We start from the raw sequence: 24431 nt of genomic DNA, 5'->3' as shown, positions 1-24431 counted from the left end.
ATTCTATTTAATCAACATTTTTAAATAATTAGGCAACTAAATATACGGTGATTTTCATTCATTTTCTTGCTGAACTATTCCGGTAGATGCACTATTTTTTTCTTGTCTTGCTTCGAATTCTTGCGTGCCATTATCCAAAAATTCAACGAAATTTTTAACATTTAGATCATAGCCTTTTGGTGTACTCAATAACGAGCCATTAGTATCTACTAAGGTATAGTAAGGCTGGGCATTGGCATTTAACTTTTGGATCATAAAATCCAAATTCTGTTTCCCAATGGTCTTCTTTGTTTTTCCATCATAATCGGAGATGTACCATTCAGATTCTGGTAATTCTGTTTTTTCATCTACATAGAGTGCCACAACCACATAATCATTTTTGAGGCGTTTTAAAACTTCAGGATCACTCCAAACTGTAGCTTCCATCTCTCTACAATTCACACACCCGTGTCCCGTAAAGTCAATAAATAAGGGTTTGTTTTGCTTTTGGGCACATTCCAGTGCCTGGTCATAATCAAAATATCCCTGGATGTTATGCGGCAGCTCTAAAAAATCACCATATTTAGGAGCCTCACACTCTGTGAGATTGTTTTCGCTTAAGCTTAGCATTTCAGGTCTTGATGAAAGCATATTAAAACTCTGGCTTCCCAAAGGTGGCAAATAGCCAGCTAATGGCTTTAGAGGAGCTCCAAACAATCCGGGAATCAAATAGACCACAAAACTAAAAACCAATATGGCAGATATGACCCTAGCTACTGAAGCACTCTCCGTTTTCTTTTCATGAGGAAATTGAATTTTACCCAATAAGTAAAATCCTAGAAATGAAAAAATCACGATCCAAAGTGCTAGGTATATATCACGATCTAGAAAATCCCAATGATACACCTGATCTACTATACTTAAAAATTTTAGAGCCAATGCCAGTTCTACAAAACCTAGCACCACTTTAACGGTATTAAGCCAGCTTCCACTTTTCGGCAAAGATTTCAACCACTGCGGAAAGATGGCTAATAATGTGAAGGGAAGTGCAAAAGCTAACGAGAAGCCCAGCATCCCAACTAATGGTTTTAAGGTTTCTCCACTTGCAGCCTGTAAAAGGATGGTTCCTGCAATTGGACCAGTGCAACTAAAACCAACCAATACCAAAGTAAATGCCATAAAGAATATTCCCAAGATCCCACCTTTGTTGGATTGCGCATCTATTTTATTTACAAAAGAGTTTGGTAATCGAATTTCAAATAATCCAAAAAATGATAATGCAAATAACAAGAAAACTGCAAAGAAAAATAGATTAGGAAGCCAATGGGTACTAAGAAAATTAGCAAATTCTGCTCCAAAAAACAAAGAGAAGACAGTTCCTATTAGGGTATAAATTAAAATAATCGAAACCCCATACAATAAGGCCTGGCTGATGCCATTTGCGCGACTTCCGCTAGATTTGGTAAAATAGGTTACCGTCATGGGGATCATAGGAAAAACACAGGGAGTAAGTAAAGCTGCCAGCCCAGCACCAAAGGAAAGTAGGAAAAAAGTAAAAATAAAAGCTCCGCCCTCCTCCTTCTCTTCAACTTTAAAATCATTTTTAAAGGATTTTAAATCTTTCGTAAGGCTATCTACATCTCCTTTCTGAACTGCTTCTAATTCTTCCTCTTTACTCCATGTCAAATCTGTCTCAAAAGGAATACATTGTCCCGTCACATCAGAACAGATTTGATAAATAGCTACCGCTTCAATAAATGGATCGTTCTTTAATACCATTACTTGTTGCTGAAATTCCGCTTTATCAATGAAATAGGTGTAGTTACCTTCCCATAATGGATCATATTTTTCTTTTGAGCCTATTGGAATAAGATCCCCAATAACTTCAAAATCAGAATTTTCAATAAAATTAATTTCAGTGATCATTGGTCCCAGATCGGGATCAAAATCACTGGAATATAAATACCAATCCTCAGGTATTTCTGCCTTAAAGCTTAAAACCAAAGTATCTCCTACCTTTGGGTTCTTCATATCTATTGATACCTCCCAATTAGGCGGTGGTATTACCTGACCAAATGTTGAAAACGAGGAGACAAAAACTATAAATAAGAGTAAATAAAGATTTCTAGATCTCATAACACTATTTTTAACTAATTATTAAAAAATGATACGTAACAAGTTGCTGCTTATTTGAGACTAGTTAAAAATGCTTTAAATTCTTTGCTATCATAATCTCCCATACCTTCATGGGTTAGGGCCAAGTTTCCCTTGGAATCAATTATATAAGTAGTTGGGATGGCTTGTGACGCATACATAGGTGGTAAGCTACCTGCCAATTTATAAACTTCAAAATCATAGCCTTTTCTTTTATTAAAATCAATTGCTTTTTGAAAATCGTTATCTACAGAAAGCATAATGAAAGCAATATCATCGCCTTTCATATCATTGTACATATTATTTATTCCAGGCATTTCTGCCACACAAGGAGGGCACCAAGTGGCCCAAATATTAAAGAAGATCACTTTGCCACGAAGTTCCTCCATTTCCACACGCTCCCCTTTGGAATTGATAAGACTTAAATTGAAATCTGCCTTAGGGTTCTTTGATAGTTCTGCCGCTGTAGACTTCGACTCCACATCTGGATCCATCAAACCGGTTTTCAATATGCCTCGTTGTACAAACCCGAAAACTTCAGTATGTAATCCTGTTAAAAACAATGTGAGGATAATAGTTCCTGTAATGCCGAATTCTATAAGATTATTTTTTGTTTTTTTATTCATTTTTAATTATTTAATAAAATACCGGACATGCGATCAATGTTTTATAAAATGCAAGTTGAAAGGTATTTCGCCTGATTAGTAAGTAAAATTAGATTGGAAGCAGGACAAGCCAGCTTCTCAGTAAGAATTGAAAGTTCAATAAAAACTGAACTTTAAGTTAAATCAGGATAATTTAGGAGGAGGAACAAATTTGTGATTAAACGTTTTGGTTTCAGCTAGAATAGGCTTGAAATTACGTTTAAAGTTTGAAGGGATTCTTAGATCAAAAGTGGGTAGTGATTCTATTTGAAACACCGAATTACAAAAGGAATGAAAGGTAATTTGAATTCCATCCTGAATTTGAGTGAATTCAAAATCAAGAGAATTTTTATTGTTTTTCAAATCACATGACTTCTTTACATAGCTTATCTTATCGGAATTTACCAACTTATTCAGAATATTGGTATCCAAGGTAACAAACTTGCCCAGTAGAATAAAGACAAGAAAAATTGCTATATAAGCCTTGTGTGCCATAGATTTCAAAGATAATTATTATAGATGAAGGCATCTGTAACAAATGTTACCAAGAAAAAGCATAGCCCAACTTGTAATTCTTCTGTTTTGTTTTGTTTTTTATATAAAGTAGAGACGATTTTTAATACTTTTTTCAATTCATCTTCCTTCGAGTAGGCCTATAAAGTTGAATAGGCTTTTAAACTCTTCCATAAAATAGTTAGCGAATATGACATTCATCATATTTTACTTTAATTACAAAGCCTTCATTTGTATAAATAAATTGCGAGCCTTATATCTCAACTATTTACAAAATTTGTTTAGTGTTTTATAAACTAATAAACAATTACTATAATGAACAAAAGAATTTTTGAATTACAAGCAGATGTATGTAAAGCCTTGGCGCATCCTATAAGAATGGAGATCATCCACTTACTAAGGGAAGAAGAATTATGTTTTGCGAAGATTTTAGAAGCCACTGGCAGCCTAAAATCGAACCTTTCCCAACATCTTAAAATAATGGTAGAAAAAGGGGTTTTAAAGGTTAGAAGGGATGGGCAATGTAGGTATTATTCCCTCATATCAAAAAAAGTTGGGCAAGCTTGCCAATTGATGCATGAAGTCCTATTTCAAAACATACAAGAACAACAGGAATTACTAAAAAACTCATAAAAATGAAAACAATTTTAATATTAGGTGCAGGTATTGGTGGGATAGAAATTGCCAGAGAACTCAGTATAAATAGTGGTAATGAAGATAATATTCACTTATTAAAAATTATTGTCTTCGAAAAAGAAGAACAGAGTGTTTTTTCTCCCTCTCTACCCTGGTTAATGGTGGGTAAAAGAAAACCCGATCAAATTTATAAATCTACCAAAAATATAGAGGCCTCCGGACTCGAGGTTGTAAAGGGGGAGATTGAGAAAGTAGATCCAGAAAACATTTCAGTTACCGTTAAAGACAAAGTATACAAAGGGGATTATATGGTAGTTTCCCTGGGTGTGGAACAGCAAGCCAAATATAAACTTGATGAATATGGTTATAATTTTTTTCAGCTGAAAGGCGCAGAGGGGTTTTATGCAGAACTAGAAAGATTCACGGGAGGAAAAATCGCTGTTTTAATTTCCTCACTACCATATAAAAGCCCGGCCGCTCCGTATGAAGCAGCGATGTTAATTCAAGATTATATCTCTAATAAAGGATTAAGCGATAAAACCGAGATTTCAATCTATACACCCGAAAAAGAACCTATGGAATTTGCAGGAGAGGAAGCTTCAAGTGAGTTAAAATCTTTACTGATGAAGAAGGGGATTAAATACTTTAGTTCACATCAAATTACTGCTGCTACAAAAAATTCCCTGGAATTTGACGACTTTGAGAACTACAGTTTTGATTTATTGGCTTTTACGCCTGAACACCTGAGTCCTAGTGTTATCAGAAAAAGCAATTTGGCAGGAAAATCTGGTTGGATTGAGGTCGACGAACTCACCATGGAGACAGCGTATCCCAATGTATATGGGATAGGGGACATCATAGATTTAACCCTTGAATCTGGAACTCCCTTACCAAAATTAGGGGTTTTCGCACGTAGTCAGGCTAAAATTGTAGCCCACAATATTGGCCGAAAAATGAGAAATAAGGTGTCCGACCAAACCTTTAATGCCGAAGGTGAATATTTTATAGAATCTGGGGAGGGAAAAGCAATACCTGCGAAAGGACATTTTTATACCACTTCCAATGAAAAGGTAGATTTAAAAACACCAGATCATTGGGGGCATATAAAAAAATGGTGGTCTGAAAAATATTGGATTTTTAAAAATTTCTAGAGAAAACACTTTAAATTATGATAGCTAGTAAACTTCCATTATATATCACTATTTTTTTATTTGGACTGGTGCTTCAGGCCCAGGAAGTAAGAACCATAGCAAAAGAAGAAGTTATTTCCAGAGTAAAGGAAAACAACCAGAAACTTAAAATATCTGAACAGGAATTCTTTGAAGCTAGAGCAGATTACCGCCAAACCAATGCGGTATTTCTTCCCAATATAAAATTGTCCCATACTGGGTTTACCACCAACAATCCGCTGATGGCTTTTGGTTCCAAATTAAATCAGGAGATTATTTCCCAGAGTGATTTTAATCCTGACTTACTGAATAATCCCGACAGAATTGAAAATTTTGCCACCAAGATAGCGGTAGAACAACCCCTAATTAATATGGACGGCATTTACCAACGAAAAGCAGCTAGAAGTAAAATGGAAGCCAGTGAATTTCGAACCCAGCGCACTGAAGAATATATGATGCTGGAAGTTGAAAAATCCTATATGCAGTTACAATTGGCCCACAAGGCCGTAGCTGTTCTGGAAAAGGCAAAGGAGGCTACACTTGCCAATAAGAAACTCGCCAATGACAGATTGAAGCAAGGATATTTACAGAGGTCTGATGTGTTAATAGTAGAAGTGCGTGTAACCGAGGTTGACAATCAATTGCAATATGCCAAGAGTAATGTTAAGAATGCTTCAGATTACCTGTCTTTTCTAATGAATGAACCCCAGGGGGTCATACTGATGCCTTTAGATTCCCTTCAGCTGGAATCACTGCCTGAAGCATCCTCTAGAAAAGTACTAGCGGAACGTGCTGATATTAAAGCCATGGAAATGGCTACCGAAGTACGTAAAAAGATGCACCAGGCCGATCAAATGGCTTTTTTGCCCCGCCTGAATGCTTTTGGAAGCTACGAGCTGTATGACGATGAATTATTCACTGGTGATGCCAATGGCTATCTGGTTGGGATGGCACTAAGCTGGGACATCCTACAGGGAACAAAACGTTTTGGTAAAGCCGATAAAAGTAAAGCCGAATATGAAAAGGCAAAGCTTGAATATGAGCAATATGTATCTAAAAGTCAGTTGGAACTGAACAAGGCGAAACGGGCTTTAACAGATGCCGAAAACAAACTCAGGCTTACCAGTCTCGCCATCGAGCAGTCTAAAGAATCACTGCGCATTCTAACAAACCGCTTTAAACAAGGACTGGAGAAAACCACCGACCTGTTGATGGCCGAAACCCAATATTCAGAAAAAGAACTGGAGTATTTCCAGACAGTTTATGAATACAATTATGCGCTGGCGTACTTGGACTTTTTAAGTGCTGGGTAAGTCCGGAAAAAATATTGAAATAAAGAATTAATATAGACACTATGCAAATTAAATTATACACCCTTGCTCTTTTAACCGCTGGACTTTTAATAAGCTGTGGCGGGGACGAAGACAAAACCGCAACCGATAAAAAAGCCGCCATTAAAGTCAGTCTTAGTTCGCCCGCTGAGGGCACCAATCCGTTTGTAACCGTGAGCGGAAAAATTGAAGCTGTAAACAATGCCAATCTGAGCACCCGAATGATGGGTTTTATAAACAAAATTCATGTAAACATTGGTGATAAGGTTAAAAAAGGCCAGCTATTGATATCTATAAATAATTCCGATTTGCAGGCACAGCTGGCGCAGGTAAATGCTAAAATCACCGAAGCTACCGCAGCATATAACAATGCCGAAAAAGATTACGAGCGTTTTAAATCTTTATTTGAAGAAAATAGCGCCTCCAGAAATGAACTGGATGATGTTACGGCCAATTATGAAATGGCCAAAGCGAGGCTAGAAGCCGCCAGGCAAATGAAAAATGAAACAGAATCCCAGTTTGCCTATGTGAACATTAGGGCTCCCTTTAGCGGGGTGATTACCAATAAATTTGCAGAAGAAGGTACTCTGGCCAACCCGGGAATGCCCCTGCTGGCAATGGAAGCTCCCGGAGCTTTTGAAGTAAGGGCAACAGTTCCAGAATCGGAAATTTCGTCAATTCAACCGGGAACCTCGGTGAAGGTGCTTGTGAAATCCATAGATAAAACTATTGAAGGAAAAGTAAGTGAGGTAGGAACTTCAGCAAAAAATACCAGTGGACAGTATCCCGTAAAAATAAGTTTGCAGGAAACCAATGCTGATATACTTTCAGGAATGTATGTGAGCATACAGTTTCCAATTGAAAAAACAAACACCTCCCAGACAATATTAATACCTGAATCGGCCATTATTACCCGTGGGGATTTAAAAGGTATTTACACGGTGAGCACTCAAAATACAGCTGTGCTTCGATGGATACGTACCGGCAGAAGTTACGGTGATAATATTGAAGTATTATCGGGCCTTAAAGCCGAGGAGCAATATATCACAGGTGCCGAAGGAAAGCTTTATAACGGAGCCAGGCTTAGTGTAGAGTAAAGGGACCTGGCCTTAGACAGGAAGCCGGCTGCAATGAAGCTCAAAAAGTCCAGCTCCTAAAGGGGAAACGCGAAAAACATGATTTAAAGCATTAAAAATATATAGATAATGAGCCAAGACAATATTGGATTCCTCTCGATAGCTATTGAGACCAAATATTAATTGGCGAATTACAACTGACCATTTAAAAAGAAATAAATACCAACAGATGAAAGAAGGATTAGCAGGTAAAATTGCCAAAGGTTTTATAAGTTCAAAACTTACGGTACTCCTCATGATTGTGTTCATGGTAGTGGGGGTTTATAGTTCGTTTTTAATTCCGCGCGAGGAAGAGCCGCAAATAGACGTTCCCATGGCCGACATATTTGTCGGGTACCCGGGAGCCAGCCCTACTGAGGTGGAATCACGGGTTACCAAGCCTCTGGAAAAAATAATTTCAAATATTAAGGGGGTAGAATATGTGTATTCTACTTCCATGAAGGAACAGGGGATGGTTATTGTCCAGTTTTATGTGGGCGAAGATATGGAGCGTTCGTATGTGAAGCTTTATAATGAGCTGATGAAAAATATGGATCAAATGCCACCTAATGTTACGCAGCCCCTTGTAAAAACCAGGGCCATTGATGATGTCCCCGTTTTGGGGCTCACCCTTTGGAGTGAGAACTATAACGACTACCAGCTTAGGCAAATAGCGAATGAACTCACTCATGAAATTGAAAAAGTACCGGATGTTTCCGTTACCCAAAAAATAGGTGGTAGAGACCGCCAGGTAAGGGTGGTACTTGATAAAGATAAAATGGCTTCCAGCGGAGTCGATTTTCTAAGCATTACCGAAAAAATCAAAGCGAACAATCAACAACTTTCCTCGGGAAGTTTTGATTCCCAAGATTCAGAATTCCTTGTAACTACAGGTAGTTTCCTGAAGTCGGCAAAAGATGTCGAGAACCTTATTGTAGGGGTACAGGGCAAACAGCCGGTTTACTTAAAACAGGTTGCCAGGGTTGTGGATGGACCTGAAATATCCAAGGAATATGTGAATTTTGGATATGGCCAGGCCGGGGAACAGGCTGCAGATTACTCCTCAGAATACCCCGCAGTGACCATTTCGGTAGCTAAAAGAAAAGGGGCCGATGCCATGAAAATTGCCGATGTGATCCTTGAAAAAGTAGAACATTTAAAAACTTCTTTAATTCCCGATGATGTTCATGTTGAGGTTACCCGAAATTATGGCGAAACCGCTTCCCAAAAGGTATCGGAACTGCTGATGCACCTTTTGGGGGCGATTATAGCAGTAACCCTAGTGGTAATGCTTGCCATGGGATGGCGGGGCGGCCTGGTAGTGTTCCTCTCGGTTCCTATTACCTTTGCCCTTACCCTGCTTAGTTACTATATGTTGGATTATACCCTTAATAGGATTACCCTTTTTGCCCTGGTATTTGTCACCGGGATTGTGGTAGATGATTCTATTATTATAGCCGAAAATATGCATAGGCATTTCAAGATGAAACGCCTCCCATTTAAACAAGCTGCTATTTATGCCATTAATGAAGTTGGAAACCCGACTATTCTGGCCACCTTAACTGTAATCGCTTCAGTACTGCCTATGGCATTTGTAAGCGGACTCATGGGGCCTTATATGAGCCCTATGCCGATTGGTGCTTCCATCGCGATGATCTTGTCCTTGTTTGTCGCTCTCACCATTACTCCGTATCTAGGATATATCTTTCTACGCGAAAAGGTGAAAAAAGGCCAAAAACAAGAGGAAGTAAAAAAGGTGCCTCTGGAAAACAATTTGATATACAGGCTTTACGCTAAGTTTGAAACGCCACTGATTGAAAACCCTAAAAAACGATGGGTCTTTTTAGGGATTACCTTTTTACTTTTACTAGGCTCTATTGCTCTTTTTTTTACAGAAACCGTCGCTGTAAAAATGCTGCCTTTTGATAACAAAAATGAATTTCAAATTATTATAGATATGCCCGAAGGCACTACCCTGGAACGAACAGCGGTAGTAACCAAAGAGATTAGCCAGTATCTCTCGCAACGTCCTGAAATTGTAAATTACCAAAGTTATGTGGGTACTTCGGCGCCGATCACCTTTAATGGACTAGTTAGGCATTACGATTTACGCGGTGCCAGTAATACGGCAGATATCCAGGTAAACTTGACCAAAAAAGGAGACCGCAGTGCTCAAAGCCATGATATTGCCAAATTGCTAAGACCGGACATTCAAAAAATAGCAGGAAAGTATGGCGCCAATGTAAAAGTTGTAGAAGTACCGCCAGGACCACCAGTGCTCTCTACCATCGTAGCCGAAATTTACGGACCAGATTATGAAAAACAAATCGAAGTCGCCAATGAAGTAAAGACGATCCTAAACAATACCCAAGATGTGGTGGATGTGGACTGGCTGGTAGAAGCCGATCAAACCGAGTATGATTTTGAAATAGACAAAGAAAAGTCAATGTTGTATGGAATTGCGCCCCAGCAAATTGTATATACTTTAAAAAGTGCCTTGGGAGAAGGGGCAATCACCTTTCTTTATGATGAAGATGCTACCCAACCAGTAGGAATTATATTGGCCCTAGATGAAAAAGAAAAATCTTCCATAAGTGATATTTCCCAGATACAAATAACTTCGCAAAATGGCCAAATGGTTTCGGTTGGCGATTTGGTTGAAGTGAAAGAAAAAACGCTAGATAAAAGCATCTACCGTAAAAACCAGAAACGCGTGGTTTATGTGATGGCCGATATGGCCGGAGAACTGGAAAGTCCGGTTTATGCCATCCTCGGAATGGAAGACAAATTAAAAGAAATTGAACTTCCGAAAGGTTACAGCATGAACGAACTTTATCTGGAACAACCACAGTATGAAGACGATTATACTGTAAAATGGGATGGGGAATGGCAAATCACCCTTGAAGTATTCAGGGATCTGGGAATAGCCTTCCTGGGGGTAATCATTATCATCTATATTCTTATTGTAGGCTGGTTCCAGAACTTCAAAGCCCCAATAGTTATGATGGTGGCCATTCCACTATCATTAGTGGGGATTGTATTGGGCCATTGGATCATGGGGGCATTCTTTACTGCCACTTCCTTTATTGGAATGATCGCGCTGGCAGGAATCATGGTAAGGAACTCGGTACTATTAATAGATTTCGTGAATTTAAGGCTTGAAGATGGTATCCCGCTAAAGCAGGCGGTAATAGAAGCCGGAGCTGTGAGGACCACACCTATTTTGCTTACCGCGGGAACTGTGGTAATAGGGGCTTTTGTGATCCTTTTTGATCCTATTTTCCAAGGGCTTGCAATCTCCCTTATGGGAGGAACCATTGTTTCTACCATACTTACGTTGCTGGTAGTGCCACTTGTATATTATATGATCGAAAGGAAAAACTATAAATAAGATTCTGGCATATAAAAATCAGAACTCCCTTAAGGTTCAATGAAAAACAAAAATAGTATGAAATTATTGATTATAACTGCCCTTGCTGAATTTCAAAAGGATGTATTAAGAATATTGAAAGATGCCGAAATTGAAGCTTTCAGCAGTTCAGAAATAGACGGCCATAAAAATGCGGGATCCTTTATTGCAGCTCAAAGTTGGTTTCCAGGAGAACGGGTTGGCAATGAATCCATGCTCTTCTTTTCTTTTACAAAAGAGGAACTTATAGCCCCGGTTTTTGAACTTATTAAAGAATATAATAAGAACCTCCCAACAAATAATCCGGTTAGGGTTGCTGTTGTGGGGATCGAGCAATTTATTTAATCCATAAAAATAAAAAAAGAGGATAAATAGATTAGTACGAGGAATAGCAGGAAGCTTTATGCCTTGTTAACAAAAAAAAATGTGGATGTGTTAATTGAATCAATCAAAGATTTTAATGCCGAACTAAAAACGCTGTCACATATTCATGTAGCTACATTAAACATAAAAAAAATCAAATTAAACATAAATAATCATGAAAAACAAAAATAGAGTCTTTAGAGCTATTGTAGGATCATTTATACTTATAAGCTTATCGCTAGCCATTTACGTAAATATAAACTGGTTGTGGTTTACGGCATTTGTAGGAGCAAATTTGCTACAGTCTTCAATTACAAAATGGTGTTTAATGGATATTATTTTAGCAAAACTTGGTTTGAAGGATTAGTTGCTTCTTATTTTACTAGTGTATAAACAATATAGTTTTGCAACATAAATAAATTATGCTTGTCTTTCTTGTAAATTCCATACAAGATGAAAAAGGCGATAGTTAATTTGAGCCGTGAGGAGATCGAGCAACTCCGTAATTTTAAAAGTTCGGCAAAAAGGAGCCGAAGGGAGTACGACCGGGCCAACATCCTTTTATTGCTCCATAAAGAAAAAACGGATGCAGAGATCGAGGATTTCCTGGAAGTAGGGCGAACCACGATCTGGCGGACCAAAAAAAAGTATTTAAAAGAAGGCCTTCAGTCGGCTTTGGGGGAAAAACCGCGCAGCGGCCAGCCCAAGAAGTACGGCCCGGCCCAAGAGGCCGAGGTAGTGGCCCTGGCCTGTAGCGATGCCCCAAAGGGAAGGGCAAGGTGGACGCTGGAGCTTATGGAAGATAACTTGAAGAAAAGGAAGGCTTGGAAACAATAACCCGTGAAACAATACGGTTGATGTTAAAAAAAACGAATGTAAGCCTTGGTTGAGAAAAATGTGGTGCATTACCGCCATCACCCCACAGTACAGGGAAAGGATGTACAAGCTTTTAGACTTGTATGCCACAGCTTATGACGAAGGTTTCCCAGTAGTTTGCATGGATGAAAAAAGCAAGCAACTTATAATAGACATCCGGAATACCATACCCTTAAAACCAAGAAGCTTGGAAAAACATGATTATGAATATACACGCAATGGGACCAGGAATGTTTTTGTGGCAGTAGAAGCATTGGCAGGAAAACGAAATATAAAAGTAACCCAAACCAGGAAAAAAGCAGATTTCGCCCATTTTATCAAAGAAGTGGTAGATCAAGATTATCCGAAGGCGAAAAAGGTGCGGTTGGTATTGGACGACTTGAACACCCATTTTTCATCCTCTTTTTATGAAACATTCTCAAAGGGGGGGGCGGAGCGGATCCTGGGCAAAATAGATTTTTATTACACTCCAAAACATGGGAGCTGGTTGAACATGGCCGAAATCGAGATCAACATGATGGACCGCGAATGCCTGGCAAGACGTATCGGGGAAGCAGAAAAGTTGATAAATGAAATAAGTTCCTGGACGGAAAACCGAAATGCGGCAAAGAAAAAAATACATTGGAAGTTCACAAAACAAGATGCCGATGAAAAACTAGCCAAACATTATGTTGCATAATTAATTTGACATTACACTAGGAGGTTTGGCAGTATAACTTTTGAAGAGACAGTACAACACGTAAAAAATAACATCGCAAAACTAGGTCTTGACCTTGTTGGCGAATTTGACGTTAAACAGTATCTAGACTCTAGCTTTGAAAAGATGCCACGGCACCTCATTCTAATGGTATGTGAAACAGAAACCACATCAAAATTAATTGCTAGCGACATTCAAATGAGCATTCTCTTTCCGCGCCATATAACTATTAAAGAAGTGGAAGATAATTCTGTTATAGAAGTGTCTATAGAAAATCCCTATACTACTTGGTCGTTCTCCATGAAAAAGGACGTAATGGATGTGGCAAAAAACACGAAGAGCACCTTGATAAAGGTTCTTGACAATATCGAACAACTTCACATGAAATTATAATTAAATCTAAGAAATGAAATAATCAAAATTACGGGAATTATAATAGCAGCAACCAAAACTTGTACTCATAGACCATCGCTTGAGAAATTATTTCAAGAAGCTTGGTTGCCCTACAGGATAAATTATTTCGAGGATCATCCAGAAATATTTGAAAAATATAAATTGAAGCACTCACCATTATTAATTGTAGATGAAAAAGTTGAATCTGTTGGTATGCCCGAAATAGATAAAATAAAGGAACTAAAGGCAAGAATTAAGGATATATCCCAGATCAGAACCCCTAAAAGAGAGGAGAACCATATGATTCCCAAAAATATAGGAACAGAACCTGGCTTAGTGGAAGTTGATGTAACATGGGGCAGTATTCAATCGATAAAGGCTGCACAATCCGTGCATACAATTGGTGAGTTAGAAGTTTATCAGCACCACATGAAGGGTTATTCCATTATCGATGCTCGAAAACCCGGCACCTCAGGTTCAGTAACTATTCCAGGCTCTAAAAATATTCCTTATGACGAGTTGGTGGAAAGAATGGATGAATTGGACGAAAACAACCCCAGTATATTTTTTTGCAATGGCCCCCAATGCCCGCAATCATCAACAGCTATAAAGAACCTCGTGGATGCAGGTTATCCAGCTGATAGAATTTTATACTACAGGGGAGGAATGCACGACTGGATCACGTTAGGTCTTCCAGTACAACAATTATAAAAGTAGTAATGCTTATTTCCAGTTGGGTAATGGATTTTAAGAACCATTTGGAAAAGGTTGAAATACCGTAAGAATTAAAAATAATTAAATTAAATAGTATAAAAACACTAGTAATAATTTTATCGGCAATTGGGCTTTTAAGCCTAAACAGTTGCAAACAAGAAACAGATGCCCAAGCATTGATGGAAAATCAGGATTATATGACCGAGTTAATGAGCCAAATTCAAAACAGCGAACCTGCAATGCAAATGATGCAGGGCAATAAAAAAATGATGGGTTATAGGATGCAAGGAGAAGGGATGCAAATGACCATGATGGACAACAAACAAATGAGGCGCTCAATGATGTCTCAAATGATGAATGAGGAAAAAATGATGGAACCTATGATGATAATGATACAGGAAAAAGGGATAATGAGTGAAGATTGTATGCAATCCAGTATGAAGATGATGAGCGATAAGGGAATGAACAAGATGGACAATCTAGATAGCCGAACCTAAGCGAAACAGATCGAGCATCGTTAATTTATGACAACATAAAAACTAAAACAATGAAAAATCACTGGTCATGGATGGTTGTAGGTTGCGGGCTATCACTTTTGTTCATCTTTTTAGCACCCTCAATTTGGATTGGATGTGGGACTGAGCTTTTTATATTTATCATATTAATGTTTGCCATCCACTTAATGATACCTATGAAACACGGCAAATACACTCCCGGTCTGTCAGAAAAAAACTTCAACAGAAAAGACACAAAATCAGAGCATATAGTTCATCACCATTAAAAACAAAGCAATGAAACAAAAATTTCAAATAAAACACATCAGTTGTGGTGGATGTATTGCAAGGGTGAAGAAGATACCGGAAGAACATCTCAAGATTGAAAAAGCAGAGATTTTAACGGCTCCAAAAGGAACAGCGCTTATCACGATGAATGAAGCACTTTCAGTGACCAAATTATAAAAGCAACTCAATGGTCTCAAGAAATATACAATCGCACAAATATATTATAATAACTAAATATCAATATTATGCATTTATAAGATGGAAACTTTTTGGGGATGCACTTTATATGGTGGATTATTTGAATTTCTTATTGATCTGGACTTTCTTGATTCCTTTCAAGATCCCCTTTCAAAAAACAAAAAAAACAGAATTCATTGGAGATCATTAAAAACCGGTTTGCCAAGGGCGAGATCTCCAAAGAAGATTATGAGGAAGCCATAAAAAAAATTTAAAGTTAGATAATTAATATAAAGATCACATTTACCAACCGTATAAATATTAAAAATTTGGATTTGCCCTTGTTCTTATAAGAACCTTAATTTATTTGGAATTTATGGTTGTGATAACTACAGCTCCTGTCTTCAGCGTTGCAACACCCTAGAAATTTTTCTCGATGATTTGATATAATTCTGCCTGCTGATCATCCATTTTCAGGAGCTTTGATTTAGTGTGTTTAGAATCAGGAAGGGTATAAGTTATTTGATATATATTATGTGTGAGTTCTGCTGCTTTTCTTAGTGATATAGTAGAGTTTTCTGTGTGCAGCAACCTTTCCAATTCCTTATAGATACTGTAAGCCGTAAATGAGATGCAGATATGGGCTTCGATCCGGTGACGTAATCTGTGGTAAATGGGCCGTATTCGTAAATCGGTCTTTGACATTCTGAAGGCCTTTTCAATATGCCATAAATTTTTGTAATTTTCGACTACGAGTTTATCTGATAGTTCTGTATTGGTTACATAGCCTTTCAATCCATCCCAGGCGTTGTCTTTCCAGAATTTTTCATAATCAATTTCAATGGTCACATCCCCCTGCATTTTTAAATATTTATTGTAACCCTTATTGTTGATGTTGGATTTGGTGAGCTTTCCAGACTTTATCCGCTTTTCCAGGCGCTGCAATCCTCTTTTTCGGTTGTGCTCATCTTTTGCCGCTCGATTGTTGGCATAGGTAACAATCAGACGGGTTTTTTCAGCCTTTGGTATTTTGATCATCTGGCCATCGATAAGCTTTTTTGCCAGTATCTGTTTCTTTATTTTTTCTGGTTCGTTTTTTAACCTTGCCCCAATGATATATTGGTAACCTTTTTCTTCAAGGGCCAAGATGTTGGAATTTGACAATAAGCCAGCATCGGCAACAATCACAGGTTTTTCCAAATTAAATTTTGCTGTTGTTTTTTCTATGAATGGAATCAAAGTATGCCCTTCATAAATATTGCCTTCGAAAATATCATAGCTAATAGCATAGCCTCCAAGCCCCACCAACAAACCAAGAAAGATCTGGGGGTTCTGATGCTTCCCATCCTTACTGAAGCCTGCTTTTCTAAGATCATCCTCATCGCTGGCCTCAAAATAAAGTGTGGTCATATCATAGAAGACAATACTGATCTTACCTCCAAGAACTTTTAAAGTATGTGCAAAAGAAATCTGCTCAACCTGTGTTTTTAAACGGTCATTGAGCTTGTCCAGGAAACGATATACAGCATCTATATCCAGCCTTACACCTTGAAACCGGTACAGGTATTCAATAGTCTTTAATTTGCTCAAAGGAAAGGCCAATCTGGCAATCACCAAATGGCGAAACAGATCTTCATTGATCTCATTAAAACCGATGCCGTCATATATTTTTCCAAAAATAATTTCCGGGCCCGCGGTTTTAATACTGGCATTGCCCAAAGCTTCAAATAACTGCTCAACAACAATGTCATTTTCTGAAACAAACAATTTTCCCTGAGCCTCCAGTCTTTCTATTTCCTGCTTTCCCAGAAAAACAAGTTTTTGGATCTCCTGCTCATTGCTACTGCTGCCAATAGACTTAACAACCTTGTATTTCCCTCTTTCTTTGGAAATAATTTGTACCGATATACTACCAGAACGATTCTTTAATTTTCTTAAAAACATCCTCAAAAATAGGCTTGCAACACCCATTTTCAAAATTCATTCCAGTAAAATCAATGCATCCCAAGCTGATTTTTAAAAAGTGCGGAAGACAGGAAAAAATTTAAAGTTAGATAATTAATATAAAGATCACATTTACCAACCGTATAAATATTAAAAATTTGGATTTGCCCTTGTTCTTATAAGAACCTTAATTTATTTGGAATTTATGGTTGTGATAACTACAGCTGGACTAGAAGCTTTATTTGGCATATTTCAAACCTTCCTTCTGGGATGGCTCATTGGGCTTTTTATAATGTTCAAACTAAAAAACAAATGCAGTACGTCTGGTTTATATGGTCACTTATCATTCTAGTGCTTAGGACAATAATTTATACCTTTAAAAAAGGGATGGGAAAGGAAATGCTCAAAATGAGTCTTATCACTATGCTTTTTGGTTTAATAGAACCATTGTTCGTACCAGAATATTGGATGCCGCCTTCCTTATTTAATTTAGCCGAAAAACAGACTTTGACATTGAGAGCTTAATCTTCTCATTCTCCATAGGTGGGGATTGGTACGGTGCTCTATAATCTTGTTTTTAAGCAAAGTACTAACGAAATTATATCTACGGAGCGCAATCACTATAGACACAAGCTACATACTTATATACCCTTCATACCAGTACTCGTGTTCAATCTACTAGCGCTGTTAACGGCACTCAATCATATTTATTGCAGCATTTTTGCGCTGTTTATTGGTGCCCTTACGACTATCTACTGCAGCCTAGACTTAAAGAAAAATATGGGTTGAAGGTAGTATTTCGGTCTTTAAGTCCCGTGAACGCAGATAACATTAACTATAATTCGTTCTAACTAAGATAATCCAGAATAATCAGTTTACCTATTAAGAACAAAAGCTCTAAAGCATTAATATTTTATCCTATAAACAAAACTCCGTCTTTACATTATGATAAGACAAACAATAAACTTATTACTACTATATTTTTTCTATTAAGGACAATTTTATCTTTCAGTTCTAGGTTTTTAAAATCTGGAGATAACAACTTGGGTATATGAGGGTCCTATACAATTTCCTAATGAGTCACTTGCAATACTTTATATTGGTTCACTTTAGCTTTTTCTTTTATATATAAAAGAAAATACATATCCATTTTAAGAAAGACAACGCTGTCCATAGTATCAAGAATTTCTTTTAGTTGGGTATTAGCTCTGAAAAATAAATACTCTCTATAATTTATATTTGACAACCCATTCATCCATCTTTTATATGGGAAAAATGATTAGATCCATATGCTTTTCGGCGATAGTTTTATTTCGATTTTCATCCTGTTAAGACAACAAGTTATGCTGACCGCGCAGGTCAAACACCACAATCTAAGAACTAAAGAAGTAATTTATTTCCATTGTTATCAATACGCAGTATTTTAATTGCGCCTTGCAGCAATGACGGAATGGTGTTAACATATTCAACGGTAAAGAGGGCCATTTCACCCTTCGTAGTGTTTTTTTTAACTTGCCAAAACCTCTGGTACTTCGTTCAGGAGCTAACTCGTCTAAAAAATAAGAGTATAGAAAACTTTCAGGGCCACTATCACTACAATGACATTAATGCGGCAATTTATGCCTCAATAGACCATATACAAAGGTGCCAAATAAAGCGGCAGCGATAACCACGAATATCGAAATGTAACCGGAACCGGCAAGTACATACATTGGTCCTGGACAAGCACCGGCAAGAGCCCATCCCAAACCAAAGATAATACCTCCAATCAAATAACGCGGGATACTCATTTCCTTCGGTTTTAATTGCATTTCCCGCCCTCCCATGGCTTTTATATTTTTTCTTTTAATTATTTGTACGCCCAAAACACCGATTAGCAGAGCCGAACCGATTATACCGTACATATGAAAAGAACCAAATTCGAACATCTCGTAAATTCTAAACCAGGAAGCTGCTTCCGATTTGTACATGATAATTCCAAAAAAGAAACCGATAAAGACGTAAGTAATATATTTCATCATTTAAAATATTAATGGGTAAAGCAAATGGATCATTATGAGTCCACCAATAAAAAAGCCTATCACAGCAATTAGTGAAGGGAGTTGCAGGTTGCTCAATCCAGAAATCGCATGTCCTGAAGTACACCCACCAGCATATCGAGCACCAAAGCCCACCATGAAACCTCCTACGATTAGCACGAAAAGAACCAATGGGTTACCAAGATTTTCCAAGGCAAATATTTCCGTAGGCATATAAGCTTCCCCAGCACTATTTATTCCATATTCAGTGCTTAATTTATTGGCTACTTGCTCATTTATTTCCACAGTGTTATTAGATAGATAAGTTGATGCAAAAAAACCGCCCAAAACAGTACCTAGTACGACCATAAGGTTCCAACGCTCTTTTTTCCAATCAAATTTGAAGAAATCAGCTGCTTTGCCAGCACCTCCAATACTGCACATGGTGCGCAGGTTTGATGACATTCCAAATTGCTTTCCTGTATAAAGCAGTACAAACATAGTTACTGCAATGAGAGGGCCAGATATATACCAAGGCCAAGGTTCATAAATCCATTCCATTTTATATAATTTTATGCGAATATATTGAATAGTCAGTGTTATCTCGGTAACCTTTGTTACAAACCAAATAGGAGCTCATCTAAGTTTAAATATATCAGTATCTTAAAATGAAAAAATAGCAATTTTTTCAGGTTAGACCTTGGCGAAAATCTTTTCAACAGGCATTCGCAGTTTAATGATTACAGCTGAAGTCAACGTTATAAACCCGGTAATAATAATTACAGCCGAAACACCAAGCGAATCTGCTATTATTCCAGACATTCTCGCACCAATAGCATAACCCGAATCACGCCAAAATCAAAAAGCTCCAATACTTTCTGCGCGTTGGACTGGATTTGTTGACGCGGCGATAACAGATAAGAATGTAGGATAAACTAAGGCTGTGCCCATTCCTAATGTAAACGCAATGGTAACTAAGAAAATAAAATTATCTGAAAAGGGAAATAATAAAATAGCAATTCCCTGCAATAACATTCCCCAAAAAAGTAAAGCCTTTTTTTGAATAAACATCAGCCATTCTGCCGGTGAACAATTGACCTGTTCCCCATACTGTTGGGTAAACTGCCGCAATCATACCAATTTCCCGAGCATCATAATTTATATTTAATAGCATAACAGGCAACAATCCCCATATCATCATCCCATCGTTTAAATTATCAACCAATCCAGCCTGGGTAACCGAACTTAAAGTTTTATTTTTAAACGTAGTGTCCAGAAATATATGTTGTAATGAAGAAGTATCATTGACTTATTCCTCTATTGTTACAAAACTTCGGGTATCTTTTATGAAAAGATAACTTATTATTATTCCCTCCACAGAAATGCCAATACCAATGTAAAATGGATAGGGTGCAATACCATAGATATTAGCTATGTATCCAGACAGAAATGCCGCTACGCCTACTGCGAGGTAACCTGAAAATTCATTTATAGACCCATAGCCAGACCACGATTCTTTACTCCTACCAAATCAATTTTCATTACCACCGTACTGCTCCTTAAACCCTGGTTAATGCCCAGTATAACATTGGCAAAGATCACCCAGTTCCAACTGGTCGCGTTCATTAAAATAAAAGGAATGGGAATGGCGAAAAGCCATCCAACAATCAACAATCTTTTTCTCCCAAACCTATTGGCAAACCTGCCTGCCAATAAATTAGTAACAGCCTTGGTAATACCAAAGGCCGTTATGAATGAAAGAATTGCAATGTTGGATTCTATGCTAAAACTCTCCTTAGCATATTGGGGGAAAATACTCCTCTCCAACCCCACCATTCCGCCAACAAAAGCATTTATTAAAACCAGCAAGGAAAACTGTTTCCAGTTTTCCTTACTGGTTTTACGTCCATTAGGACTTATACTTTTTTATATCCTCACTTAAATCATAAACGGATACTTTATCTATTTCGCTTTCTAAAATACTACTTCCCGCAGCACTACGATAACCACCTGCACAGTGCACTACCATGGGCTTATCTTTTGGAAGCTCATCTATCCTTTTTCGTAACTCATTTAGTGGAATATTATGGGCATTTTCAAAGATTTTACCCTCTAAAACTTCACTGGCATTACGAATGTCTATTATCGTATATTTCTCTTTGTTCTTATCAAAACTTAGTAAATCAAACGCTTCTGAAGAATTGGTAATCTTTTCAGATAAGGTGAAAATTCCTTTCAATTGTTTTTCATAACCAATTTTAGCGACCCTTTCAAGAATTTCATCAAAATTATCGATTCCCTCAAGCACTAAGTTAAATTGTTCATCTGGTTCAATAATAGCCCCAAGCCAAGTTTCAAATTTATCATTCTCTCCTCGTGCCATGATATTAATACTATTGGGCAGATGGTCTTTTTTAAAAAGCTGCTCATCCCTTGTATCTACTACAAGCAATTCATTATCAATATTATTCACATTTAATTTAAGTGGTATACTATACTTGGAAGATTGAATATTATCTGCACCTTCACGGTTTAAATCCACATCAAAACCAAAATAAGATGGGATAAATGGTTGGTCCTTTAAGATTTCTGAAACAAATTCATCTTCAGTTTGATCTTTAAATGCCCAGTTGCCTATACGTTCATTACCCAAGGTACTGCTATCGGCATCACTCATATTTTTTCCGCATAAAGAACCTGCACCGTGGGCTGGATAAACTTTAGCGTCGTTAGGAAGATCTTTAAATTTATTTTGAATAGAATGGTACATCATTTTGGCAAGCTCTTTCCTTTTCGCCTTCATATTCCCTGCCTTTTCCCTTAAATCTGGACGGCCTACATCTCCAATAAATAATGTATCCCCAGTAAATAAGACATGTTCATCATTTTCAAAAGCATGAAAAGTTAAGCTATCTGGGGAATGGCCTGGGGTAAATATAGGTTTGATGGTTACATTTCCTACTTTGACACTATCTCCTTCATCAAAACTTCGATGCGGATAATTCACCCCTACTTTTTCACTAATATAAATGGTTGCACCAGTTTCCTTGCTTATTTGCAGGTGACCACTCACAAAATCTGCATGCGGGTGAGTTTCAAAAACTGCTGTTATTTTAGCATTTTCCTCTTCGGCATATTTATAATATGGAACAGGGTTCCTACTGGGATCTACAAGTGCCATCTCTCCGTTACTTACCAAAGCGTAAGAAAAATGAGATAATGGAGCATCTTTAAACTGTTTTATCTTCATAATTATTAATTTTATATTTTATTATTTTCTTTTGTAAAATTGATCAATGTTATTGATTCCTACAGTAACAATTGTTACTTACTTAGTACATACGGCACTAGTTCTTCCTTCCCAGCATTTGCAGGACACTACTTTCCCCCTGATGGTATTTCCCCTCCTGCTGTTCTATTTTTAGCTCTTCCAAATATTCTATATTGAGTCCTTTAAATTCACTCCTGATTTCTTCGTTGGAAAAAAGCATCTTAACATCTTTAGGCCCACCTGAACTATAATCCAGTTGATTTTTAGAGAAAGCTTCAAAAATCAAAATTCCACCGGGCTTTAAAAATTGTAATAAGCGCTTATGAATAGCAGGCCTTTCTTCAGCATTAAAATGAGCATAAATCAGTGCGATTGCTTCAAATTTCTTGTTGCTCTCAAATTCTTTTGCGGAAGTAACTTCAAAGTTTATTTCCACCTCATTTTTCTTCGCCAGTTTATCTGCTTTTTCCTTCCCGGCCTTACTAAGATCGAAGGCAGTTACCTGCCAGCCTTTTTTAGCGGCAAAAACCGAGTTTCGACCTTCCCCATCAGCAGGAAGAAGTATAGATGCAGGCTCTAACTTTTCCAGTTCATTCTGAAAGAAAACATTTGGATGTTCCCCATACACATAATCCTGTTCACTATATCTTTCTTCCCAAAAATCTTTTGATTTACCTTTCATCTTGTATAAATAAATTTAGTAGGCCGGTTCAGATAGTTTTTCATCCCATTGCAAAATACCTCCTTCAAGGTTATAGGTATTAAAGCCTTTGGAATCCATTAACTGGCAAGCCTGTCCGCTCCGATTTCCACTACGGCAGTATATATAATAGTTTTTATCTGTATCTAATTTTGCGATTTCTTGTTGAAAAACATTTGGTTCCAATAGATTGATCAATTTGGCATTAGGTATAACACCATCTTTCCATTCTTTGGGAGTTCGCACATCAATTATAACAGCATCTTTATCATTTTTGATATTATTCGCAAAATCATTTGTAGTTAAGTTTTCCATTTTCTTTAAAATTTAAATTGTTTCTTAATTTTTGACAAAAAATTCCATGTAAAAAATAAATCCGGCCATAAGAAATATAAAGTAACCGAAACCTTTTTTTAGACGTTCGCCATTAATGTAGTTACTTAAAAAGGATCCTAGGAAAATACCTATAAAAGAAAGGCTTATAATTACTCCAAGGAAGGTCCAGTCAACCTCCATAGTCAATGCGTCTCCAAGGAAGAATCCTAACAAGGATTTAAAGGCTATAATAATTAGCGAAGTTCCCACCGCAGTTTTCATTTCAATATTAGCCAAAATTACCAATGCCGGGATGATTAGAAATCCGCCTCCCGCTCCAATCATTCCAGTAATTGCACCAACGATGAGACCTTCAGCCAAAATGAGCGGATAATTATACTTAACCTGTTTCTCTAAATTGTTTTGACCATCAGTACTTTTTTTACGTAACATGGAAAAAGCAGCTGGTATCATTAGCACAGCAAATAACCCAAACATGGCCATCCTTCTGGTAAATTCAAAGTCCTGAATATAAAATAAGGTTTCCGGTAATGCCGGAACTACATAATGCCTCACCACAGTTACACCTATTATAGCTGGTATCCCGAAAATTATCGCAGTTTTCCAGTCCACATAACCTTTATAATGTTGTTGAATACCACCTACTAGGGCACTAGCTCCAACTATAAACAATGAGTAAGCCGTAGCTACCCTCTCACCCATGGAGAATAAATATGCCAGTACTGGCACGGCAAGAATAGATCCTCCCCCTCCTATTAAGCCTAGTGATATCCCAATTATAATCGCACTTATATAACCAAATATCTCAAGTAATTCCATCTACTAGTTTTTAAATTCAAGACAAAATTAGATTTATGTAATGGGATCTACAGTAACAATTGTAACAGAGGAAATTTCGGATGGAGTTAATTCAATTTTAAAATATACTTGAATTTACCTCAGTAGATCGATTGAGTGTGTGTGTGTGGCTAAGAATACAAATAAGTAAACTTTTAAAGGACCTATCTCAAAAGTTGTGGAGTAATTAAAATGGCACATTGGTATAGCAAAGTCGAAAACTCTGAATTTAAGTCATTCAATACCATTGAGAGGTATGTAAAAATGCATTAAGAGTTCATACTAAACTATTTTATAACAGAAATACCAACGCTTCAGAAGAATCCTTTTAATGGCAAAATTAAATAATTCATAAAATTTAAGGTCAAATAAA

General features: G+C 37.3%; 24 protein-coding genes and 1 pseudogene. 14 read left to right on the top strand and 11 right to left on the bottom strand.

Annotated features, from left to right (window positions below; genetic code table 11):
* Nucleotides 1-54: 54 nt before the first annotated feature.
* Together JM83_RS10220 and JM83_RS10215 are read right to left on the bottom strand one after the other, a co-directional pair.
* Entirely contained in the window at nt 55-2115 is a 2061-nt protein-coding gene (locus JM83_RS10220; protein WP_144961789.1) for a protein-disulfide reductase DsbD family protein, read from the bottom strand.
* A gap of 50 nt (nt 2116-2165) precedes the next feature.
* Nucleotides 2166-2759, bottom strand: coding sequence for a TlpA family protein disulfide reductase (locus tag JM83_RS10215; protein ID WP_144961787.1), 594 nt, complete (start codon nt 2757-2759; stop codon nt 2166-2168).
* 846 nt (nt 2760-3605) lie between these two features.
* On the opposite strand from JM83_RS10215, the gene JM83_RS10210 reads away from it, so the two are divergent.
* The 14 genes and pseudogenes from JM83_RS10210 (at nt 3606) to JM83_RS19780 (ending at nt 15227) form a co-directional block, all read left to right on the top strand.
* Complete coding sequence (locus JM83_RS10210) at nt 3606-3923, top strand: ArsR/SmtB family transcription factor (RefSeq protein ID WP_261376431.1); 318 nt, start codon at nt 3606-3608, stop codon at nt 3921-3923.
* Between the two features lie 2 nt (nt 3924-3925).
* A complete protein-coding gene (locus JM83_RS10205; RefSeq protein ID WP_144961783.1) occupies nt 3926-5077 on the top strand; it encodes an NAD(P)/FAD-dependent oxidoreductase in 1152 nt (383 codons plus the stop codon).
* A gap of 17 nt (nt 5078-5094) precedes the next feature.
* Entirely contained in the window at nt 5095-6408 is a 1314-nt protein-coding gene (locus JM83_RS10200; RefSeq protein ID WP_144961781.1) for a TolC family protein, read from the top strand.
* A gap of 41 nt (nt 6409-6449) precedes the next feature.
* Nucleotides 6450-7523 carry an efflux RND transporter periplasmic adaptor subunit gene (locus tag JM83_RS10195; protein ID WP_144961779.1) on the top strand — a complete coding sequence of 358 codons (1074 nt, stop codon included), beginning with the start codon at nt 6450-6452 and terminating at the stop codon, nt 7521-7523.
* Between the two features lie 208 nt (nt 7524-7731).
* Nucleotides 7732-10932, top strand: a complete 3201-nt coding sequence (locus tag JM83_RS10190; protein ID WP_144961777.1) for an efflux RND transporter permease subunit — start codon at nt 7732-7734, stop codon at nt 10930-10932.
* A 57-nt stretch (nt 10933-10989) separates the two neighbouring features.
* Nucleotides 10990-11295: a hypothetical protein gene (locus tag JM83_RS10185; protein WP_144961775.1), complete on the top strand. Its 306-nt coding sequence runs from the start codon at nt 10990-10992 to the stop codon at nt 11293-11295.
* A gap of 193 nt (nt 11296-11488) precedes the next feature.
* Entirely contained in the window at nt 11489-11680 is a 192-nt protein-coding gene (locus JM83_RS10180) for a DUF2892 domain-containing protein (protein ID WP_144961773.1), read from the top strand.
* 86 nt (nt 11681-11766) lie between these two features.
* Nucleotides 11767-12868, top strand: a pseudogene (locus JM83_RS10175) (IS630 family transposase).
* Nucleotides 12869-12901: 33 nt separating this feature from the next.
* The gene (locus JM83_RS10170) at nt 12902-13279 is read left to right on the top strand and encodes a DUF302 domain-containing protein (RefSeq protein ID WP_315897860.1); all 378 of its coding nucleotides are present in this window, start codon (nt 12902-12904) and stop codon (nt 13277-13279) included.
* A gap of 105 nt (nt 13280-13384) precedes the next feature.
* Complete coding sequence (locus JM83_RS10165) at nt 13385-13990, top strand: rhodanese-like domain-containing protein (RefSeq protein WP_222430227.1); 606 nt, start codon at nt 13385-13387, stop codon at nt 13988-13990.
* Nucleotides 13991-14172: 182 nt separating this feature from the next.
* Complete coding sequence (locus JM83_RS10160; protein WP_261376430.1) at nt 14173-14490, top strand: hypothetical protein; 318 nt, start codon at nt 14173-14175, stop codon at nt 14488-14490.
* A 294-nt stretch (nt 14491-14784) separates the two neighbouring features.
* Nucleotides 14785-14952, top strand: a complete 168-nt coding sequence (locus JM83_RS10150) for a copper resistance protein CopZ (protein WP_144961765.1) — start codon at nt 14785-14787, stop codon at nt 14950-14952.
* A 10-nt stretch (nt 14953-14962) separates the two neighbouring features.
* Nucleotides 14963-15163, top strand: coding sequence for a hypothetical protein (locus JM83_RS19460; RefSeq protein ID WP_261376429.1), 201 nt, complete (start codon nt 14963-14965; stop codon nt 15161-15163).
* Nucleotides 15150-15227, top strand: coding sequence for an SHOCT domain-containing protein (locus JM83_RS19780; RefSeq protein ID WP_409994704.1), 78 nt, complete (start codon nt 15150-15152; stop codon nt 15225-15227). The genes JM83_RS19460 and JM83_RS19780 overlap by 14 nt, the downstream gene beginning before the upstream one ends.
* Before the next feature lie 145 nt (nt 15228-15372).
* Here the strand turns inward: JM83_RS19780 and JM83_RS10140 are convergent, their stop codons facing one another.
* The 9 genes from JM83_RS10140 to JM83_RS10100 all read right to left on the bottom strand — a co-directional run bounded on the left by JM83_RS10140 (nt 15373) and on the right by JM83_RS10100 (nt 24040).
* Nucleotides 15373-16923: an IS1634 family transposase gene (locus JM83_RS10140; RefSeq protein WP_222430213.1), complete on the bottom strand. Its 1551-nt coding sequence runs from the start codon at nt 16921-16923 to the stop codon at nt 15373-15375.
* A gap of 1577 nt (nt 16924-18500) precedes the next feature.
* On the bottom strand, nt 18501-18914 hold the full coding sequence (locus JM83_RS10130) for a DUF6691 family protein (RefSeq protein WP_144963738.1): 414 nt from the start codon (nt 18912-18914) through the stop codon (nt 18501-18503).
* Nucleotides 18915-18917: 3 nt separating this feature from the next.
* Nucleotides 18918-19475, bottom strand: a complete 558-nt coding sequence (locus JM83_RS10125) for a YeeE/YedE family protein (protein ID WP_144961763.1) — start codon at nt 19473-19475, stop codon at nt 18918-18920.
* 297 nt (nt 19476-19772) lie between these two features.
* Entirely contained in the window at nt 19773-20045 is a 273-nt protein-coding gene (locus JM83_RS19285) for a hypothetical protein (protein ID WP_222430226.1), read from the bottom strand.
* A gap of 357 nt (nt 20046-20402) precedes the next feature.
* Nucleotides 20403-20783, bottom strand: coding sequence for an MFS transporter (locus JM83_RS19280; protein WP_222430225.1), 381 nt, complete (start codon nt 20781-20783; stop codon nt 20403-20405).
* Nucleotides 20784-20823: 40 nt separating this feature from the next.
* A complete protein-coding gene (locus JM83_RS10115; RefSeq protein WP_144961761.1) occupies nt 20824-22164 on the bottom strand; it encodes a rhodanese-like domain-containing protein in 1341 nt (446 codons plus the stop codon).
* 97 nt (nt 22165-22261) lie between these two features.
* A complete protein-coding gene (locus JM83_RS10110) occupies nt 22262-22867 on the bottom strand; it encodes a class I SAM-dependent methyltransferase (RefSeq protein WP_144961759.1) in 606 nt (201 codons plus the stop codon).
* Nucleotides 22868-22882: 15 nt separating this feature from the next.
* The gene (locus tag JM83_RS10105) at nt 22883-23200 is read right to left on the bottom strand and encodes a rhodanese-like domain-containing protein (RefSeq protein ID WP_144961757.1); all 318 of its coding nucleotides are present in this window, start codon (nt 23198-23200) and stop codon (nt 22883-22885) included.
* Nucleotides 23201-23224: 24 nt separating this feature from the next.
* A complete protein-coding gene (locus tag JM83_RS10100) occupies nt 23225-24040 on the bottom strand; it encodes a sulfite exporter TauE/SafE family protein (RefSeq protein WP_144961755.1) in 816 nt (271 codons plus the stop codon).
* Between the last annotated feature and the right edge of the window lie 391 nt (nt 24041-24431).

Origin of the sequence: Gillisia sp. Hel_I_86 (assembly GCF_007827275.1) — a bacterium.
Taxonomy (GTDB): domain Bacteria; phylum Bacteroidota; class Bacteroidia; order Flavobacteriales; family Flavobacteriaceae; genus Gillisia.
Note: the sequence above shows the minus strand (reverse complement) of the source record. Positions and strands in the feature narration are given on the sequence as shown.